This is a genomic window from Chryseobacterium sp. SN22 (assembly GCF_008329705.1).
In the GTDB taxonomy this organism is placed as follows: Bacteria; Bacteroidota; Bacteroidia; order Flavobacteriales; family Weeksellaceae; genus Chryseobacterium.
In genome coordinates this window covers 51242-69675 of the sequence record NZ_VTSX01000004.1, presented here as the reverse complement: position 1 = coordinate 69675, position 18434 = coordinate 51242, and the positions used below count along the sequence as shown (strand labels likewise).

Genomic DNA, 18434 nt, shown 5'->3' with positions numbered 1-18434 from the left:
GTTGCTGTTCTTATACGAAAGCACCGGCACTGATATTTTCAGGAAGTTCTTTCAGCTAATCATTAGTCCATACTCATTTTTGTCATGGCAGAATCGACATTATTCTAAAGCGGACCGGAATTCATCTTGCGCTGGCACTGACGCCGGCCGTCATTGTGGCCGGACTGGTTATGATAGTTCTGAAATTCTTATCCATCCATTCCAGAATCCTGAAGCAACGGGAATCCCGTGAACCGGAGAAAAATATATAGAATAAAATACCGCAAATTTCTATTGATATGATACGCATCATAAAGGAAGGTCTTTAAAGATCAGTAAATTAGCGTATTCTTCTTTAGGTTGTTTAAAAATAATAACATTATTATCACTTATAAAATCAAACTTTACGGATGAAATACCAGTTAGTCATCTGTAAGCAACCACCAAATATTAATTTAAAAAATTTAGTTATGAGTAACAGAAGCTCCGGAAGAAGAAATTCAGGGAACGGTTCATCTAATGAGAGGTCAACTTTTGATGAAATTTATCGGTTAGGGTACGATCATGGGTATCAGGATGCCTTACAGGACGAAGATTATGATGATGATTTCTCAGATTACGAAGAAGAATACGATGATGACCGGTATGATGATGAAGATTATGACGATGAAGAAGATGGTAATGAAGACGGCAGAAGCGGAGGAAACAACAGTAATCAGCAGCGAGACAGCCAGGGAAGATTTACTGCAGGAGGAAATTCCAGCCGTCGTTCCCGCGGCATCTCAGAATCAGGCAGATCCGGAAGAGGAAGAGACTCCAATTCAGGAGGCACCGGCAGCAGATCAGGCTCAGGTTCCGGTAATGGAACTTCAAGGAGAGGTTTTGCTTCCATGAGTAAAGAAGAACGGACAAGAATCGCCAGAATGGGAGGCCAGGCTTCTCATGGAGGCGGAAGATCTTCAGGTTCGGGAGAGGGAGGTTCCCGCGGCGGTTCAGGATCGGGCGGCTCCGGAAGAGGAAGAAGTTCCAACTCAGGAGACAACAGTGGCAATTCCGGTTCCGGTTCCGGTAACGGGACCTCAAAGAGAGGGTTTGCATCCATGAGCAAGGCAGAGCGGACAAGGATCGCCAGAATGGGGGGCCAGGCTTCTCACGGAGGCGGCAGGTCTTCGGGATCCGGAGCAGGAAACACTCGAAATTCATAGTTCATAGTTGATATTTTAGATTACCTCTTCTTTTTGTGTTCAGAAGAGGTAATCGCTTTTCAGGAATGTTCAGAATTAGCCTGTTATTATCCGGATTATCAGATATGGTTTTTAACCGATTTGTAAACTTTTAATGATATTTTTGATAAACCGATCCATCAAATTTCGAATGAAAAACGCTACTTAAAGTTGAAGCTAATTTCCGGGTCGAAGTAAGGTTCAGCTTTTTTCGCTGAGGTAATTGTTGATATGAAACATCAGGCTTTCGTGTATGGGAATAAGTTCATAATGCAGTTCAGAAGTAATTTTTTCATTTGATATTCCCTGAAAAGAAGTCAGAAATTCTATGTTTGGCCGGGTGAGCATACGCAGGACCGGGATCAAGCGGAAGGTAAGAATATTCACTATTCTGCCGGCTTCTAAAACAGGCTTCGAAAGAACGAAAGGCTTTGTTTTATTTAGTTTCTTTGTAATTATAGTGGATAATTCCATGTAGGTTTTGTTTTCGGAACTGATGAGGTAACGCTCTCCGAACCTGTTTTCATCCATCAGCCGGATAGCGATAGCCGCAACATCTCTTACATCGGCACAGCCGGTGCCTCCTGAAAAAGTGTAGAATCCATTTATGAAAGTACGGAGAAATTCCCCGCTGCTGTTCTTCCAGTTCCCACTTCCGATAATCATGCCTGGATTGATGATTACTGTATTCAGCCCTTCATGAAAAGCGTTGAGGACGGCGGTGTCCGCTTTGCGTTTGGAAGCGGCATATACCGTAGCAGTCTCATAGCCGATGAGTTCGGATTCTTCATGAATCAGCCCGTCTTCCGTCTCTTTTGTAAAAACAATGGCTGAACTTACGTAAAGAAATTTGTTCACGGCAGTATCTTTACAGCATTCCAGCATATTCTCTGTACCTGAAATATTTACCTCATCTGCTTTCTTCCGGTCAGCCGGATCATAACTTACCTTGGCAGCGCAGTGGTAGACTTCGGAAATGCCTTCAAGTGCTGTACTAATACTTTTTTTATTATTCAGGTCAACATCCGCCCAATCAATGGCATTGAAAAAACCATCCGGATTTTCCGTATAATACCTAAAAGATTTCCGCACTTCTTCCAGATTACTGGATTTCCTTTTTGCGGCACGAACTATTTTCCCTTGCTTCAGAAGTTCCAAAACAATTATCCTGCCCAGAATTCCTGTTGCTCCCGTTACCAGAACCATAATAAAAATTAAATTTCAGGTTATTTCGTGTCAAGCCAGGCGGCCATATATTCCCTGTTCATCCGTGAGATATTATCCAGGGAAATCTTTTTCGGGCATTCCACTTCACAGGCACCGATTACCGAACAGTTGCCGAATCCTTCTTCATCCATGGCCTGCACCATATTCAGCACCCTTCTTTTGGCTTCTACTTTACCTTGCGGAAGCAGGGCAAAATGAGAAACTTTGGCTCCTACAAAAAGCATGGCTGCCCCGTTCGGGCAACAGGCCACACAGGCTCCGCAGCTGATGCAGGAGGAAGCATCCATCGCTTTGTCCGCATCTTCTTTAGGAACTGCTATAGCGTTGGCGTCCAGCGTGTTTCCTGAAGTGTTTCCTGAAATAAATCCGCCGGATGCCATAATCCGGTCAAAGGCGCTCCGGTCGGTAATTAAATCCTTGATAACGGGAAAAGCAATGCTTCTCCAGGGTTCGATCACAATCGTTTCCCCGTCGCTGAACATCCGCATGTGAAGCTGGCAGGTAGTAATTCCCGTATCCGGGCCGTGCGCTCTTCCGTTGATATATAAAGAACACATCCCGCAGATACCTTCCCGGCAGTCGTGGTCGAAGGCTATCGGTTCCTTATCTTCCCGGATCAGCTGCTCGTTAAGAATATCCAGCATTTCCAGAAAGGAAGCATCGGTAGAGATATCCGAAACTTTATATATTTCAAACTGTCCTTTGGTTTTCCTGTTTTTCTGCCGCCAGATTTTCAGGGTCAGGTTCAGATTCTTTCTTGTATTCATAGCAAATGTGATTGGTTTATTTAAAAGTACGCTTAAAAAGGTGAAGATTTTATGAGTTGTCTCATAAGATAACGATAAAGTTAATTATGAGCGATACGTAAAAATGTGAACGTTAGGGCAAGGAATTTGCTTTATGATTTCAATCATAATACTGCCGTTTTTTTACGTTTAATTTTATTTGAAAATCCCCACGTATACCGTTTGAATACAACTTTAAAACCTTTATATATGCTGATATCAGAAGAACTTTTACTGGCTTACGGAGCTGAGCAGGAAACGCTTCAGCGTTCTCATATTATTTTCAGGGAAGGCGACACTCCCAAATATTATTATCAGGTGGTTAAGGGGAGAATCAAACTGAACCATTACAATGATGAAGGAAAAGAGCTTATCCTGGCCATTCTTGAGGCTGGACTGAGTGTGTGCGAGCTTCTTTTATTCATTGATCAGAAGTATCCTGTAAATGCCATAACGTTTGAAGAATGTACCATCCTTAAACTTCCGAAAATTGACTTTATTAAACTGTTGGACGAGAATCCCCAGATTTCCAGAGATATCAATAAATTTTTATCGGAAAGGCTGTATTACAAATACATCATGCTGGAAAATAACTCTTCCTTAAGGCCGGTTACCCGAATTAAAGGCATGCTTGATTATCATAAGAGCTTCAGGGAAGACCAAAGCAAATTTTCCTATGAAGTGCCGCTTACCCGCCAGCAGATTGCTTCCATTACTGCATTAAGGGTGGAAACGGTGGTAAGAGCGGTTAAACAGCTGGAAAAAGAAAATTATCTGAAGATTATCAACAGAAAAGTATATGTTTAGATTTTAAATACCACAGTTCAACACTTCAGATAAAAATGGTCTTATAGTTGCACATTTACAGGGACCAGACATTAAAATATTTATATTATGGAAACTAAAACAGCTAAGAAGGTAGCGGCTAAAAAAACGACGGATGCTAAAAAGGCAGCAGCCCCTAAAACCGTAGCGGCAAAAACGCCTTCCAAAACAGCATCAAAAACTGCTGCTAAGACCCCTGCGAAAAAAGGAGCGGCAAAAGAACTGAAAGATCTTTTTGAAGATTCCCTGAAGGATATTTATTGGGCAGAGAAGGCACTGTTAAAAGCACTGCCTGTAATGATGAAAAATGCAACCGACAAAAAGCTGAAAAAAGCAATCGACAACCATATCACAGAAACAGAAGAGCAGATTGACAGGCTTGAAGAATGTTTCAAGGCATTGGGTAAAAAAGCTCAGGCCAAAAAATGCGATGCCATGCAGGGTCTTTTGGATGAAGGCAAAAGCATTATGGAAGAAACAGAACCGGGAAAAGTAAGAGATGCCGGAATTATTGCTGCCGCACAGAAAGTAGAACATTATGAAATCGCTACTTACGGAACGCTGGCTGCGTTTGCAAAAGTATTGAAAGAGGAAGATTGCTTAAAGCACCTTTTAAATACTTTGGAAGAAGAAAAGAAATGCGATGAGCTTCTAACGAAAGTAGCTGATACCAACCTTAACAGCAAAGCGGTATAGAAAAACGCAATCATCATAATAAAAGGAAACCTGATTTTAGGTTTCCTTTTTTTGTTACTGCTTTCCGTTGCCTGCACCTTCAAATGTATCGTTATTAAAATCAATCTTACAGTTATCGGTTAAGATATGGATCCTAAGATTTTCTGCATAAATGGGTGCTCCTTTTTCTACGGTGCGGGTGTTGGTCTGCCCAATATGTCTGGCATTGATAATCCAGGCCATCCCGGATCCGCGGCAGGTTGCCCTGCAGCCTTCCTCAATCAGCAGGGCCGTATCTTCTCCCAACCCGATTCCCCAGCATTCCTGGTGAAGGATCACCGCATGGGCAAGCCGTCCAAATCTGGCCCGGTGAATAAAATGCGTATCGACGATGCAGTTTTCTATAAATCCAAGTCCCGTATCCAGTTCGATATCATGTTCCAGCATGGCCTCGCCGTTCACTGCTTCCAGAATAACGATCTTGGGCATGCACATGGCACCTGCGCTGGTTCCGGCAATCATAAAGCCGTCTTCTTCCTGATATTTTTTTTTGAGAAGGTCAGTAAGAACAGACTGATTAAGACTTCCGCAGATTCTGTTCTGGTCGCCTCCAGTGAAAAATACCGTTTTCGCTGCTTCCACCCGTTTAAGATGAAAATCGGAATGCACCTGCTTATCGCAGATATCCAGAAAATCGAAATTCGTATATCCGATTTCATTAAATACTTTCGTGTAAGTTTCCCGCATATCTTCCGGCTCTGAGCTCGCCGTAGTGATAACCTCAATGCGGTCATTTTTTGATTCTGCGAGCAATTTCAGGATTTCCTTGGGAGAAAAATTATTATTCTTTTTCTCCATTTCAGAATCGTCTTCCCCTTTGTCTTCCTTACCGCCGATAATCAGCAGCCGTCCTTTCGGTATCATAGTTTCTATTTTTAATTTAATTATTGTTTGGTGTTCCTGTTGGTAAAATTTAAATTATAATCGAACGGTACTTCTGTAATAAGGTCACCGCTGATCAGGTTAAACATGGAACCGGCAGTCAGGATATGGCCTTTCAGGTTTTTTGCGTACACGGAGAATCCTTTTCTGGGTTTTTTCCTTCTTACATTTTTGGCATTGACGACGATCATGGAGCTGTTCCCGATACATTGTGCCTTGTATCCTTTTTCAATAATCAGGGCCATTCCTTCATTCAGGCCGAGCCCAAGGCATTCGCGGTGGGAAACAACAGCTTTTACGAGGCTCCTGAACCGGGTGCCATGTCTGAAGTTGGTATCAATAATACAGTTGTTGATAAACCCAAGCCCCGGACGGATTTCTTTATCATTCAGGAACATGCCGGAAATAAACATGCCGCCCGCATTAATGCCTACAATTGTAAATTCCTCTTCGAGCAGGTATTTTTTATATATCAGTTTCGTAAGAGATGAATTTTTTAAGGTTTCACAGAAACCAGGGTCATCATCAACAAAGATAACAGTCTTTGACGCCAGGATCCGGGGATGATAATCTTCCCGGCTATTCTTAAGGTGGATAAAACCGAAATTGGTATATCCTTCCTGCTGTAAAACCGCCGAATATTTTGATACTGTATTTTCCACTGTATCCGGAGATGCTGCAATAATTTCGATACGGTCATTTTTCCGGTCTGATAATAAGCGGAAAATTCCACAAGCGGAAAATTGCGTCTTTAGAGTTTCCTGCTCCGTTTCAGGAACCGCTTCTGTATTATTGCCGCCAATGATGATTAATCTGCCTTTTGGAGCCATAGATGTAACAGTAAATTTATTCGTTATCGGTTTTTACATTGTTGGGATGCTGTTTTACAGCAGCGGTGTCGGAAACTTCATTCAGGGTACGGATAGTATCTGAAGCCTTATTGTTTACCGATTCCCTTTTGTTTTGCTGGTCCGTATACTGGGTTTCTGATTTTGTGCATGCCGATAGCATGTACAGCAGGAATGCTGATAATAGGATTTTTTTCATAATATAAAATGATTTGATTACTTCAAACTTAATGATGAAAAGCCACAAAATTTATGACGCGGGTCACAATCAGTATAAATAAAAGCCCCTCGCCGAAAGGAGGGGGTAAGTGAGAATAAGTGCAAAATTGAATGAGGATGTGTTTCAAAGATAGGAAGGATAATCCCCGGATATTATGATATTCATCATAAGTGAAATCTGAATTTCTTTTATTTTTACCTTTAATTCCCTAAAATGTGGTATTTTTTATTGTAATTATATGTTTATATGGTTTACTATTTGTAGCCTTTTTAAAAATAATTAGCTAAAATATTTATTCATTTAACATTTAAATTAAATATATGATAATTAGTGAAGATTTATTGTTAGCATACGGCGCAGATTATGAGACCTACAAAGTACATGAGGTCATTTTTCATGAAGGAAATTTGCCCAAATTTTATTTTCAGATTGTGAGTGGGGTTGTGGAACTGAAAAATTATCATGAAGATGGAAAAGAATTTACACAGAACATTTTATATGAAGGGCAAAGCCTGGGAGAATCTTTTTTATTTGATGACAGATATTATCCTACCAATGCCACAGCAAAAACAGAATGTACAATTCTGAAGCTTTCAAAAAATGATTTCCTTGATCTTCTTAAACAGCACCAGGAAGTATGTTCAGGAATGTTCCGCTGGCTTGCGGACCGGCTGTATGATAAATACATCATGCTTTTCAATATTTCTTCTCCGGATCCCTGTTCTAAAATTAAAACAGTAATGGATCATCTTAAGGGGAATACGGGTGGTAAATATTCTTTTCAGATACCGCTTACCCGGCAGCAGCTGGCAAACTTAACGGGCCTTCGGGTAGAAACGGTTATCAGAACGATAAAAAAGATGCACAACAACCATCAGCTGAAAATAGAGAACCGAAAAATTTATTATTAAAGTTTAATATGCATGTATTTACAGGTTTTGACACCGCAGATCCTGATCAGCGGTTATAAATGAAGCAACAGCAGGAATCTAGATGCCTGTAATTGCTTCATTTTTCTTTATTGCCGATAATCCTTTTAAAAGAAACCTCCTTTTTGATTAAATAATGATAAAAAAATAAGCTACTCTCAACGGTAGCTTATTTTATATTGGTGATGGGGATCCGGATTAAAAAGTATCCCTGTAATTAAGATTTCCGGTAGCACCCTGAGGAAGGAAAACCACCTTTCTTTTAATGCTTTTTGCCTTTTCCAGTGCTTTAATAGCTTTTTGGCGTTCCATTTCCCTGTTGAAGTGCGAATTGATGTTTTCAGTTTGTGAAGATGTTTTCATAAATAATATTTTTAGTGTGTGTGTTGTCTTCATCCAATCTAAAAGTATACCGTTTTTATAAATATTCTGCAAATGAGGTATATGATAAAATATATTGCTGAAAAGGTATTTTATTTCCGCAAAAAACAGAGAGAATCCATTCATGGCATAATACTTGAATGCTGTACTGCAACTATTAAAAAATAAACATAATAAAGGGATCTGAAATATTTCCCGGAGCAATTCGGGAATATTTTTTGATTTTTTACTTCATGAAACACCAATCATTTATAAATATTAATACTTTTGATTATCCTCGGTCTGTACTGGGGATTTTTTCATGTGCTTTAATTTGAATAACTTTACAGAAAATTACAGAATGGCTTATATCATAAAAACAACATTGGGTGGTTTAATCTACATTAAAGCGTCTTACGTTATGAATGTAAAGAAGCCCAATTCGCTGGAAGGCGCAAAAGTTTTGGGCCAGCCATTGGTTGTTAATGCTGATAATATCGCATTTCTAAGCTTTAATGTCGAAGGCCATGTCACTTATTTCATGACAAACGGTTTTGAAGTGTCCGTAAAAATATTGTATGAAGAGGCGGAGGAAGCTTTCAATTGTGCCAAATCAAATATGGAGCGGATCATAAGATAAATTATTACATAAAATGAAAAAAGACGTTTCCCGGAAACGTCTTTTTTCATTTTATTCTTGGCAAACCTTTTTTCAGGGCAATTTCTGCTCTTTTCACGGCTACCTTCTCTTTCCAGTCCATATATTTTTTTCTGAAATTCTTCTTCATAATATCATCGAACTTACGCTGAACCGTAAGATTCCATAAGGAGTGTGCTTTTACCGCCCAGGATTTATCCCATGCCCTCAGCGAGATTGAAAAGCTGCCGTCCAGATATTTCATCCAGTGCCACCATCCGGTTGGCATAAAAAGCGTATCGCCGTGTTCCAGGAAACATTCGATTCCTTCCACGCCGTCCAAAGCCGGAAATTTCGTGAAATCGGGATTTTCAATATTGTAATCCTCCAGGGCATAAGTGGCATACGGAATCTGATACAGCCTTTCCCTCCATTTGTAATCGAAAAGGAGAACGTGCTTCCTGCCGTTGAAATGGGTGTGAAAAATATGCGCCATATCGATATCGAAGTGAAGGAAAGTTACAGAACCTTTTCCCCCGAAAAACATATTCGGGTATTTATCCAGGAACCCGCCCATCAGTTCCTTAGGAGAAAGGTAATCTTCCAGCAGCTTCGGAGCAAATTTTATAGGATCGAAAAGGAAAATCCTCAGATCCGTCGGTTCCCGCCGGATCAGATCGATATAATCTCCGAATTTCATTTTCGCAGCGGAAGAATTAATGGGAGCGGCAGGATCTGCTTTTGAGCTGTCGTACAACGGAACTTCTACATCCCCTACTACCTCCTTCATATATTCCATGGTCCATTTCTGGTAAGCGGGCCACTTTTTTGCCATGTTCTTGATCACCACAGGCTTTCTCGGCTTCAGGTATTTTTCAATGAACTCCTCCTGCGTAATATCATCTACAATATCAATTGGCTTTAAATTGATTCCCATTTTTTAAAATTTAATGTTACAAAATTATTAAATAAATAGACATGTCAGGAGTTTTAAGGTCTTTTTAATCTATCGCTCAGATTATTTTTACCTATTCAGACCAAATAAAAATATTAGACAGACAAATAAGGGAGGCTGTCAAGAGTATCTTCTGAACTTTAAGAAAGGCCTGGAGGTAAATAATTTTAAACCATAAGCATCTTCAATTTATCATTAAAAATCTTTTTCCGGATAAAATTTTTATTCCGGTAGAAACAATAGGTAAATAAGAAAGTACATTTATCTTTTAAGCAAAATTTTAAAGAGAATAATTCTGATTTACTGTGAATTATGCTTAATAAATACACCTGAATTTCTTATACAGTGGGTCTCAGAATATCTTTTTAGGTTTATGGTATGACACAAATCGGAAGTTCGCAAAATCTGTTGCGGTCTTCTGCCGCAGCAGGTATTTCTTAAAAGTCATCATGATACATCATCCGGGTCGGTTTTTATTCTAGGCAAAGATGCGCAGCCAGGGAAAAATTTGCTCTAAGTGCAATAAATTCGGTTGCTTCTTAGTTTTTGAGGTTGATTCCTATTCCATGGTGATATTCTTTTTTATAAATGTAGAGATTTAAACAAAAAATAAATAATCGGAATTCCTAAAATTTTATAGATGGCTTAAATTGATCCAGTAGTTCTCAAAATAGAGCATTTTTTAGTATTTTTTGAAAGAAGTTAAAAATTCGGCCTCATAAATACAATAAATATCACTATTTTTGTAGTGATAAAAACGGACTTTAACTTTTTGCTTTTACTACAATCTTTATAAGGGTGTAACAAAAAGCAGGAACCATTAACTAATTAGTCAAATAATAAATTATGAAAACGAAAATTTCTTTGTTTCTGATGATTTTTTTCTCTGTGATCACTTTTGCACAGAAAACAGTTTCGGGGAAAATCACGGATGAAGACGGGATTGGGATTCCCAGTGCCAGCGTAACGGTAGAAGAACCGGGGAAAGATGCTATCCTTGCTTACGGAATTACCAATTCGAAAGGGGAATATAAAGTGACCTTTACTTCTGCGGAATCCAATGTAGATCTTAAAGTGAAGGCGTTCAACCAAAAATCGGTGACCCGTCAGATCAGCAACAGCGATCAGACCCTGAACTTTAAAATGGACTCGGAGGCAACAGAAATTAAAGAAGTAAAGCTTAAAACCAAAATGGTTACCGCAAGGGGCGACACCATCGCTTACGACTTAAAAGCTTTTGACAGCAAAAGCGACAGGACCCTGGCCGACGTTTTGAGGAAAATGCCGGGAATTGAAGTGAATACCGACGGAACCATCCTTTACCAGGGAAATGCCATCAATAAATTTTACGTCAACGGAAAAGACTTAATGGAAGGCGGCTACGGAACCATCAACAACTCGCTTCCGAAAGATGCCGTACAGAAAGTGGAAGTCCTGGAAAACCACCAGCCGGTAAAAATCCTTCAGGACAAAGTACCTTCCGATCAGGCAGCCATCAACATTAAGCTTAAAAATTCGGTAACCATGACCGGAAGGGGAGAAGTAGGCGTCGGAGCCAGCCCGCTGCTGTGGAACATCAAGCTGACCCCGATGTTTTTCGGGCAGAAAAGCCAGTGGGTCGTGAATTACAAGGCCAATAATGTTGGGGAGCAGGTAGAAAACGAAGGAAATATTTTATCATTCGGGAACAGGTTTGAAGGAAGAAGGATCAACGCTACCCAAAACGACTGGCTGAATGTGGAGAATGCAAGTACCCCGAATCTTCCGGTAAAAAGATACCTGATGAACAATGTACATTATTTATCCGCAAATTACCTGACCAATATCGATAAGAAAAAAGAATGGGAACTAAAGGCCAACGCAAACTATACAAATAATGCAGTGGAAAGGGAGTCTTACAGTGAACAGAACTATTTTAACGGGACGTCTAACACGATAAACATTTTAAACAATTTTTATACCGACAAGGCAAAAGGAGAATTAATCTTTACCAAGAACGCGAAAAAAGGATTTTTTAAAAATACGACCAGCTTTTCCCAATACTGGAATGCAGACCGGGGAGTTGTCGACAGAACGGCCAACGGTAACTCCATAAACCACGGTGAAGAAGCGTTGGAATCACCTACGACATCCTTCCAGAACTCATTGAGTACCATCGTTCCGTGGAAAGAAAAGATGGTAAATATTTTGTCATACATCAGCTATCAGAACGACAGACAGTCCTTGGAGGTGTCACCGGCTTCTTACCTGGAAATTCCGGGATTTCTTCCTACATCTGCAGATTTTGTAAGTCAGAATTTAAGACTCAAAACTTTTGAAGCGAATCATTCTGCAAATATTGGTTTTTCTACAAAAGGATGGACTTTTACACCGGAAGTCGGATTTAATTTTAAATCAACGGATCTGGCTTCGAGTTTGTCAAATATTATAACCAATCCTTTTACGGGTCCAAATGCTACACTATCTTCACGATATAATAATGATTTAAGCTATACCACTGCAACGCCTTATGGAAGCGTAGGGGTAAATTACAAGAGCGATTCCTGGATGCTATATGCAAACTTCCCGGTAAACTCCAATAATATTAAGGCCAGTGATCCTTTAAGACAGGTTTCAAAAGAAGTCAATAAAGTAACCTTTGAACCAAGTGTTTTTGCCCAATATAATTTTGCTTCTTTTTGGAAAGCTTCGGTAAATGCCAATATCAATAATAATTTTGGTGAAATTAATACCGCATATTCAGGATTCTTAATGACTTCACCAAACGGAATTAATGCCATGGATGCCAGAAATCCGATTCCCCAGAATAATAATAAATCCGCAGGAACCCGGATCGAGTACAGAAATCCGCTTAACAATTTATTTTTCAATGTCAATTACAGGTTCTCCGATGCAAAGAGAAACCTTATTTCAAATCCGACCATTGTTTCAGGATATACTTTAATGGGATATATTGAACAGGAAAACCATGTGTTAAGCAATGCCTACAGTGCGGAAGTGGGTAAATACTTCCCTAAATTCAAGACGAATGCTTCATTAAGCTATAACAATACAACTTCTAAATCTGATGCTTTTCTTGATAACCGGTCTTTTACCAACACCAATAACGGCCAGTCTTTCGGTGTGAAGTTCAACAATACCTATTTTAGCTGGATGAGCGTGGATTACAACGCGAGCTTTAGGAGAACCAAACAGACAAGCGAAGGAAATGTAAACTCCGATGCTACAACCACAGGATTCAACCACAATCTTGCCTTGTTCTTTTACCCGATTGAAAATCATACCATCGGATTCAACTGGGATCAGGTCAATACCAATGCGCGCAACCAAAAGTATCACAATGGTTTCTATGATGTATCCTATCAGTTTACCTGGGCCAAGAAGAAAATCGATTTTGAGCTGAAATGGATGAATATTGCGAATAAAAAAGTATTTGAAACGTTTGATATCGGTACAATCAACACAACGTTTACGAGATATTTACTTCGCCCGAGCCAGGTGATGTTTACCGTAAAATTCAACTTTAAATAAAAAACAGCAAAAACCAATCTTAATAAGATTGGTTTTTTTTGTCCGTACAGAACTGGAATAGCTTACTTCAATAAAGGTTTTATCCAAGTGAAAAGGAAATAACCTTTTGAAAGCCAGATGAAAATAAATTCGGACGAAAATAAAATCCTGAAATAATGTAACAAAATGTATAAATCATGAACTAATCGTATAAACAATCATATTACAATGAAAAAATTCTTTTCAATATTCTTTGTTATCCTGTTTGCATTCGCAAGTGCCCAGAACACCGACTCAAAGGAAACGGCCAACCGGTTTTTCTATGAGCTTACCTTTAAGCCGAAAAAAGACTCTGCCAAGCTTGAGAAAGTGATTATGGCGCTGGACATCGTAAAAGACCGTTCCATCTACCGCGACTATACAGCCATTGGCCAGGATTCGATCCTTAAGGTACAGTTTGATGCGATGCAGAAAGCAGGCGTGTTCAAGGATTTATCCAAATCTTTTAAAATGCCCAAGTTTTCGGAAAAGATCGTTAAAACGTATCCTGATATGAAAATGCAGTATATTGAAAGGGTAGCAAACGGATTTACGCCGATGAACCTGGGGTATACCGAAACGATAAAATTCGACTGGAAGATTTCCAACGATAAAGCAAAAATCGGAGCCTACAACGCTCAAAAGGCAACCACCGAATTCGGAGGAAGAACATGGACGGCCTGGTTCAGTACCGACCTGCCTTTTCAGGACGGGCCGTATAAATTTTCAGGACTTCCGGGGCTGATTGTAAAAATTGAAGATCAGGATAAGAACTACTCCTGGGTGCTGCAGGGAAATAAACAGGTTCCAAATTGGGAAGAGCTGACTTACATGGAAAAACTGTCTAATGTAGGAACGAAAGTAACGGAAATGCCGCGTGAGAAATTCGAAAAGACATTCAGCGATTTCAAAAAAGATCCTTTTGCATCGGCAAGACCTATGATGACCCAGGAAATCATGTCCAGAACGATTCCGGGAATGGATGGGACCATCGGGGATATGATGAAGAAGCAGGAGAAAATGTATAAGGATTTCTTTAATGCCAATGATAATCCAATCGAGCTTAATCAAAAGCCCGTTGCGGAAAAGAAGAAAAAATAACATTCATATTAACTAATTATATTAAATCAACCCAAATGTTTACACGCATTTGGGTTGATTTTTTTCATGGCATCACGTTATTTAGATTAAATTTAAATAGCGTATATTTGCAGACACAAAAATCCTGGCTTTGAAAGATAGAGGTTTACATAAGTTGAGTGGCTTTCCAAAAAATAAGATGGGAAAGATATTGGGGTATGATAACGACAGTCTGAAGATGCCCAACAAAATCATCGAAATGGGGCTTCTTCCCGAAACTTCTTTCCGGATTTTGTACCAGGCGCCTTTCAGCGGACCGATGTATGTGGAATTCGGGGATGAGAAAAGCCGTATTGCCCTTCGTGAGGAAGAAGGCGATTATATTATTGTTGAAGAATTGAATTGATGCAGGACAGTAGGAAAAAACAGGTGCTTTTAGTCGGAAACCCAAATGTAGGGAAGTCGACGGTTTTCAACGCCTTAAGCAACAAAAAGCAGAAAACCGGAAACTATGCCGGGGTTACCGTGGCCAGCCACTCCGGAACCTATACCTATAAAAACGAGGAAGTGGAAATCATCGATTTGCCGGGTTCCTACAGCATATATCCCAGTTCTGAAGACGAAGCGATATTTTCTAAATTCCTGATCGATGAACAGGAGAACTATGCCGGGGTCATTTATATCCTTGAAGCATTAAGCCTGAAAAGGGGACTGCTGCTATTTCAGCAGATCCAGGATCTCGGGATTCCGATGATTTTGGTGGTCAACCAGATCGACCAGGCGGAAAGAAGGGGAATTACAATTGATATTCAGAAGTTTTCTGAAGCTTTGGGGATAAAAATTATTCAGACCAATGCAAAAGAGCAGATCGGAATCGATGAGGTGAAAGAAGCCGTTCTTCGTAATGAATTTGTAAAAACAGACCGGGTTTCTTTTGAAACACCAGGCGAGCATAAAGATTTTATTCAGAAATTAGCTTCCCACAAAGGGTTTGACAACGAATACAAGGCCTGGATGAGCCTCTCTCTGGGAACAGATCTGGGCAGGATTGAATCCATTGTCGGACTTATTGAAGAGCCGGATTCCAAAAGCCTGGTGCCGAAAAGACTTCAGGTTCAGGAAACAGTACGGAGGTATCAGAATGTCGATAAAATCTTAGCGGATGTGATCTCTAAAAAACCTCAGTTCAAAGAATTGTTAACGGAAAAACTGGATAAAGTCCTGGTCCATAAATTCTGGGGCTACGTTGTATTCCTGATGATTTTACTGGTGATTTTCCAGAGTGTATTCTTTCTGGCCGAATATCCGATGAACTGGATCGAAAGTTTCTTTTCATGGCTGGCTGCTTTCACCTCGGAATATTTACCGGAAGGCCCGATCAATTCTCTGATCTCCAACGGGATTGTTCCCGGAATCGGGGGAATTGTGGTCTTTGCGCCGCAGATCGGAATTCTTTTGTATTTTCTGTATCTCCTTGAAGATTCCGGATACATGGCAAGGGTAGTCTTCCTGATGGACCGGCTTTTGCGGCCATTCGGACTGAACGGAAAAAGTATTGTTCCCCTGGTTTCAGGGACAGCCTGTGCGATTCCGGCAGTGATTTCCACCCGGAATATCGAAAACCTTAAGGAAAGATTGCTTACGATCCTGGTAACGCCTTTCATGACCTGTTCGGCAAGGCTTCCGGTATACAGTATCATTATCGGACTGATTATTTCAGACGGCTCTTTGCTGGGTATAAAATACAAGGCGCTGGTACTGATGGGCATGTACCTGCTGGGCTTTCTGGTCGCATTGTTTTCGGCGGCCGTTCTTAAAAGATTTATTAAAAATAAAGGGAAGACTTATCTGGTGATGGACTTACCGACCTATAAAAAACCGCTTTTTCTTTATGATTTCAAAATGGTTTTGGGTAAGGTCTGGGAATTTATTACTGGGGCAGGAAAAATTATTTTTATCGTCAGCATCATCATCTGGTTCCTGAGCTATTTCGGACCGAAACAGAGCCCGGATCAGTTTGTAGCGACTAATGTGGAACTTGACCATTCGTATCTCGCCAAAATGGGTAAAGGCATTGAGCCTGTTATTGCCCCGCTGGGCTACGACTGGAAAATGGGGGTGGGAATCCTTACCAGCTTTGTGGCAAGAGAGGTTTTCGTAGGAACAATGTCCACCTTATACAGCCTGGAAGATGATGCTCCCGAAGTGAAAGTAATCGATAAAATGAGACGTGATGTAAAACCGAACGGCGAAAAAGTCTTCAGTTTTGCTACAGGCGTTTCTGTACTTTTATTTTACGCGTTTGCAATGCAGTGTATTTCTACACTGGCAGTAGTCTACAGAGAAACCAAAAGCTGGAAGTGGACCGGCTTACAGGTAGCGATGATGACCGGTTTGGCCTACTTTGTGTCGATGATAGCTTATCAGATCTTAAAATAATGGATACTTCACTCATTTTACAATACATCATTGTTTTACTTATCGTTGCATTTGCCTGCTATTCCTTATTCAGGTTCCTCAGGAAGAATTTCGCACCGAAAAAATTCAGCTCCAAGAGGAACAGCTGCGATAAAGATTGCGGGTGTTCTTAGCTTAACTGATTCTATTAAAAATATATAGGCCGCTTCAATGCGGCTTTTTTATTTGGTGATCGATTGGATGCTCTATCAATCCAAGGTTTATTTGTATTTTTGAACAAAATTAACATCACTTTCCCGACATCAGTAAAAGGTTCGAAGGGAAATGTATAAATAAAAAATAAAAATGTCATTAATAAAAAGTATTTCAGGGATCCGCGGAACCATAGGCGGAAAAGTAAATGATAACCTGACGCCGCTGGATGTGGTGAAATTTGCTTCGGCATTCGGAACCTGGCTCCAGAACAATAAAAACAAAAAAGACCTGACCCTGGTGATCGGAAGGGATGCGCGGATTTCAGGACAAATGGTTTCCTCGCTGGTTTCGGCAACATTACAGGGGCTTGGGATTCACGTGGTGGATCTGGGGCTTTCTACGACACCGACGGTTGAAATTATGGTTCCCGAACTGAAAGCAGACGGCGGTATTATCCTTACTGCTTCCCACAATCCGAAACAATGGAATGCGCTGAAACTTTTGAACGATAAGGGAGAATTTATAAGTGGCGATAATGGAGCGGAAGTACTGGCTCTGGCTGAAAGCGAAGACTTCAATTACGCGGAAGTGGATGACCTGGGGAAATATGAGACCCGCGATGATGCTTTTGATATCCATATTCAGCAGATCCTTGATTTACCGATGGTGGATGCGGAAGCCATAAAAGGCAAAAAATTCAAAGTCGTATTGGATGCCGTAAATTCTACCGGAGGAATTGCTATTCCGATGCTGTTGGATCAACTGGGCTGTGAAACCGTAAAATTATACTGTGAGCCGACGGGCCATTTCCCGCATAATCCGGAACCGCTGAAAGAACATCTGGGCGACATCTGCGGGCTGGTAAAAAAAGAAGGCGCCGATTTCGGCATCGTTGTTGATCCGGATGTGGACCGGCTGGCATTAATCGATGAGAAAGGCGAAATGTTCGGGGAAGAATATACCCTGGTGGCCGTAGCGGATTATTTACTGAAACATCAGAACGGCGTGGCTGTTTCCAATCTTTCTTCAAGCCGTGCTTTACGGGATGTTGCTAAGGGGCACAATTCGGAATATTTTGCCAGTGCAGTAGGAGAGGTGAATGTGGTGACCCTGATGAAAGAAAAAAATGCCGTAATCGGAGGTGAAGGAAACGGAGGAATCATTTATCCGGATCTTCATTACGGAAGGGATTCATTAGTCGGGGTAGCTTTGTTTTTAACGCACCTGGCGAAAGAAAATAAAACCGTTTCCGAACTGAGGAAAGGCTATCCAAGCTATTTTATGGGGAAAAAGAAGATTGAGCTTACTCCTGAAATCAATGTAGATGATATTTTATCCCAAATGGAAAAAGAATATCAGAACGAAGAAGTATCTACTGTAGATGGGGTAAAGATAGATTTTGAAAACAACTGGGTACACCTCAGAAAATCCAACACGGAACCGATTATCAGAATTTATACGGAGGCCAAATCCCAGGAAGAGGCGGATCAGTTAGGAGACGATATCATCGCAAAGATCAGAAGCCTGATCAGATAGAATAATAAGAACGGGACTTTTTGTTCCGTTTTTTTTAACGATTCAATATCT

Annotated in this window: 17 protein-coding genes; 10 read left to right on the top strand and 7 right to left on the bottom strand. The window is 40.5% G+C overall.

Annotation, left to right across the window (positions count from 1 at the left end; genetic code table 11):
- Window positions 1-449: 449 nt before the first annotated feature.
- The gene (locus FY557_RS03585; protein WP_185151641.1) at window positions 450-1184 is read left to right on the top strand and encodes a KGG domain-containing protein; all 735 of its coding nucleotides are present in this window, start codon (window positions 450-452) and stop codon (window positions 1182-1184) included.
- Window positions 1185-1403: 219 nt separating this feature from the next.
- Here the strand turns inward: FY557_RS03585 and FY557_RS03580 are convergent, their stop codons facing one another.
- Window positions 1404-2408, bottom strand: a complete 1005-nt coding sequence (locus FY557_RS03580) for an NAD-dependent epimerase/dehydratase family protein (RefSeq protein ID WP_149245919.1) — start codon at window positions 2406-2408, stop codon at window positions 1404-1406.
- Between the two features lie 20 nt (window positions 2409-2428).
- Entirely contained in the window at window positions 2429-3196 is a 768-nt protein-coding gene (locus FY557_RS03575; RefSeq protein WP_149245918.1) for a succinate dehydrogenase/fumarate reductase iron-sulfur subunit, read from the bottom strand.
- A gap of 228 nt (window positions 3197-3424) precedes the next feature.
- Here FY557_RS03575 and FY557_RS03570 point away from each other — a divergent pair, with 228 nt between their 5' ends.
- Window positions 3425-4021, top strand: a complete 597-nt coding sequence (locus tag FY557_RS03570) for a Crp/Fnr family transcriptional regulator (protein ID WP_149245917.1) — start codon at window positions 3425-3427, stop codon at window positions 4019-4021.
- A gap of 87 nt (window positions 4022-4108) precedes the next feature.
- Window positions 4109-4735, top strand: coding sequence for a ferritin-like domain-containing protein (locus tag FY557_RS03565; RefSeq protein WP_149245916.1), 627 nt, complete (start codon window positions 4109-4111; stop codon window positions 4733-4735).
- A 54-nt stretch (window positions 4736-4789) separates the two neighbouring features.
- Here FY557_RS03565 and FY557_RS03560 read toward each other — a convergent pair whose 3' ends face one another.
- Genes FY557_RS03560 through FY557_RS03550 form a run of 3 tightly spaced genes read right to left on the bottom strand, consistent with a single transcriptional unit; the run spans window position 4790 to window position 6703 of the window.
- Window positions 4790-5638, bottom strand: coding sequence for a cyanophycinase (locus FY557_RS03560; RefSeq protein ID WP_149245915.1), 849 nt, complete (start codon window positions 5636-5638; stop codon window positions 4790-4792).
- A gap of 20 nt (window positions 5639-5658) precedes the next feature.
- On the bottom strand, window positions 5659-6486 hold the full coding sequence (locus FY557_RS03555; protein WP_149245914.1) for a hypothetical protein: 828 nt from the start codon (window positions 6484-6486) through the stop codon (window positions 5659-5661).
- Window positions 6487-6502: 16 nt separating this feature from the next.
- A complete protein-coding gene (locus FY557_RS03550) occupies window positions 6503-6703 on the bottom strand; it encodes a membrane lipoprotein lipid attachment site-containing protein (protein WP_149245913.1) in 201 nt (66 codons plus the stop codon).
- Window positions 6704-7044: 341 nt separating this feature from the next.
- Here FY557_RS03550 and FY557_RS03545 point away from each other — a divergent pair, with 341 nt between their 5' ends.
- Window positions 7045-7635 carry a Crp/Fnr family transcriptional regulator gene (locus tag FY557_RS03545; protein WP_149245912.1) on the top strand — a complete coding sequence of 197 codons (591 nt, stop codon included), beginning with the start codon at window positions 7045-7047 and terminating at the stop codon, window positions 7633-7635.
- A gap of 216 nt (window positions 7636-7851) precedes the next feature.
- Here the strand turns inward: FY557_RS03545 and FY557_RS20020 are convergent, their stop codons facing one another.
- A complete protein-coding gene (locus FY557_RS20020; RefSeq protein WP_185151640.1) occupies window positions 7852-8016 on the bottom strand; it encodes a hypothetical protein in 165 nt (54 codons plus the stop codon).
- Between the two features lie 358 nt (window positions 8017-8374).
- On the opposite strand from FY557_RS20020, the gene FY557_RS03540 reads away from it, so the two are divergent.
- Entirely contained in the window at window positions 8375-8653 is a 279-nt protein-coding gene (locus FY557_RS03540) for a hypothetical protein (RefSeq protein ID WP_149245911.1), read from the top strand.
- Between the two features lie 46 nt (window positions 8654-8699).
- Here the strand turns inward: FY557_RS03540 and FY557_RS03535 are convergent, their stop codons facing one another.
- Window positions 8700-9587 (bottom strand): cupin-like domain-containing protein, encoded by an 888-nt coding sequence (locus tag FY557_RS03535; RefSeq protein WP_149245910.1) that lies wholly within the window; start codon window positions 9585-9587, stop codon window positions 8700-8702.
- An 864-nt stretch (window positions 9588-10451) separates the two neighbouring features.
- Between FY557_RS03535 and FY557_RS03530 the strand changes: the two genes are divergently transcribed.
- The 5 genes from FY557_RS03530 (at window position 10452) to glmM (ending at window position 18383) form a co-directional block, all read left to right on the top strand.
- Window positions 10452-13136, top strand: coding sequence for a carboxypeptidase regulatory-like domain-containing protein (locus FY557_RS03530; protein WP_149245909.1), 2685 nt, complete (start codon window positions 10452-10454; stop codon window positions 13134-13136).
- Window positions 13137-13343: 207 nt separating this feature from the next.
- Window positions 13344-14255 (top strand): GLPGLI family protein, encoded by a 912-nt coding sequence (locus tag FY557_RS03525; RefSeq protein WP_149245908.1) that lies wholly within the window; start codon window positions 13344-13346, stop codon window positions 14253-14255.
- A gap of 130 nt (window positions 14256-14385) precedes the next feature.
- Entirely contained in the window at window positions 14386-14640 is a 255-nt protein-coding gene (locus FY557_RS03520; protein WP_149245907.1) for a ferrous iron transport protein A, read from the top strand.
- Entirely contained in the window at window positions 14640-16673 is a 2034-nt protein-coding gene (gene feoB, locus FY557_RS03515) for a ferrous iron transport protein B (protein WP_149245906.1), read from the top strand. The genes FY557_RS03520 and feoB overlap by 1 nt, the downstream gene beginning before the upstream one ends.
- A gap of 324 nt (window positions 16674-16997) precedes the next feature.
- Window positions 16998-18383 (top strand): phosphoglucosamine mutase, encoded by a 1386-nt coding sequence (glmM, locus tag FY557_RS03510; RefSeq protein ID WP_149245905.1) that lies wholly within the window; start codon window positions 16998-17000, stop codon window positions 18381-18383.
- Window positions 18384-18434 lie beyond the last annotated feature (51 nt).

Bases quoted from the DNA above. Each gene is read 5' to 3' on its own strand.
- FY557_RS03555 (WP_149245914.1), bottom strand. From the start codon at position 6,486: ATGGCTCCAAAAGGCAGATTAATCATCATTGGCGGCAATAATACAGAA.
- FY557_RS03525 (WP_149245908.1), top strand. From the start codon at position 13,344: ATGAAAAAATTCTTTTCAATATTCTTTGTTATCCTGTTTGCATTCGCA.
- FY557_RS03535 (WP_149245910.1), bottom strand. From the start codon at position 9,587: ATGGGAATCAATTTAAAGCCAATTGATATTGTAGATGATATTACGCAG.
- FY557_RS03570 (WP_149245917.1), top strand. From the start codon at position 3,425: ATGCTGATATCAGAAGAACTTTTACTGGCTTACGGAGCTGAGCAGGAA.
- feoB (WP_149245906.1), top strand. From the start codon at position 14,640: ATGCAGGACAGTAGGAAAAAACAGGTGCTTTTAGTCGGAAACCCAAAT.
- FY557_RS03530 (WP_149245909.1), top strand. From the start codon at position 10,452: ATGAAAACGAAAATTTCTTTGTTTCTGATGATTTTTTTCTCTGTGATC.
- FY557_RS03540 (WP_149245911.1), top strand. From the start codon at position 8,375: ATGGCTTATATCATAAAAACAACATTGGGTGGTTTAATCTACATTAAA.
- FY557_RS03550 (WP_149245913.1), bottom strand. From the start codon at position 6,703: ATGAAAAAAATCCTATTATCAGCATTCCTGCTGTACATGCTATCGGCA.
- FY557_RS03565 (WP_149245916.1), top strand. From the start codon at position 4,109: ATGGAAACTAAAACAGCTAAGAAGGTAGCGGCTAAAAAAACGACGGAT.
- FY557_RS03585 (WP_185151641.1), top strand. From the start codon at position 450: ATGAGTAACAGAAGCTCCGGAAGAAGAAATTCAGGGAACGGTTCATCT.
- glmM (WP_149245905.1), top strand. From the start codon at position 16,998: ATGTCATTAATAAAAAGTATTTCAGGGATCCGCGGAACCATAGGCGGA.
- FY557_RS03560 (WP_149245915.1), bottom strand. From the start codon at position 5,638: ATGATACCGAAAGGACGGCTGCTGATTATCGGCGGTAAGGAAGACAAA.
- FY557_RS03575 (WP_149245918.1), bottom strand. From the start codon at position 3,196: ATGAATACAAGAAAGAATCTGAACCTGACCCTGAAAATCTGGCGGCAG.
- FY557_RS03545 (WP_149245912.1), top strand. From the start codon at position 7,045: ATGATAATTAGTGAAGATTTATTGTTAGCATACGGCGCAGATTATGAG.
- FY557_RS20020 (WP_185151640.1), bottom strand. From the start codon at position 8,016: ATGAAAACATCTTCACAAACTGAAAACATCAATTCGCACTTCAACAGG.
- FY557_RS03580 (WP_149245919.1), bottom strand. From the start codon at position 2,408: ATGGTTCTGGTAACGGGAGCAACAGGAATTCTGGGCAGGATAATTGTT.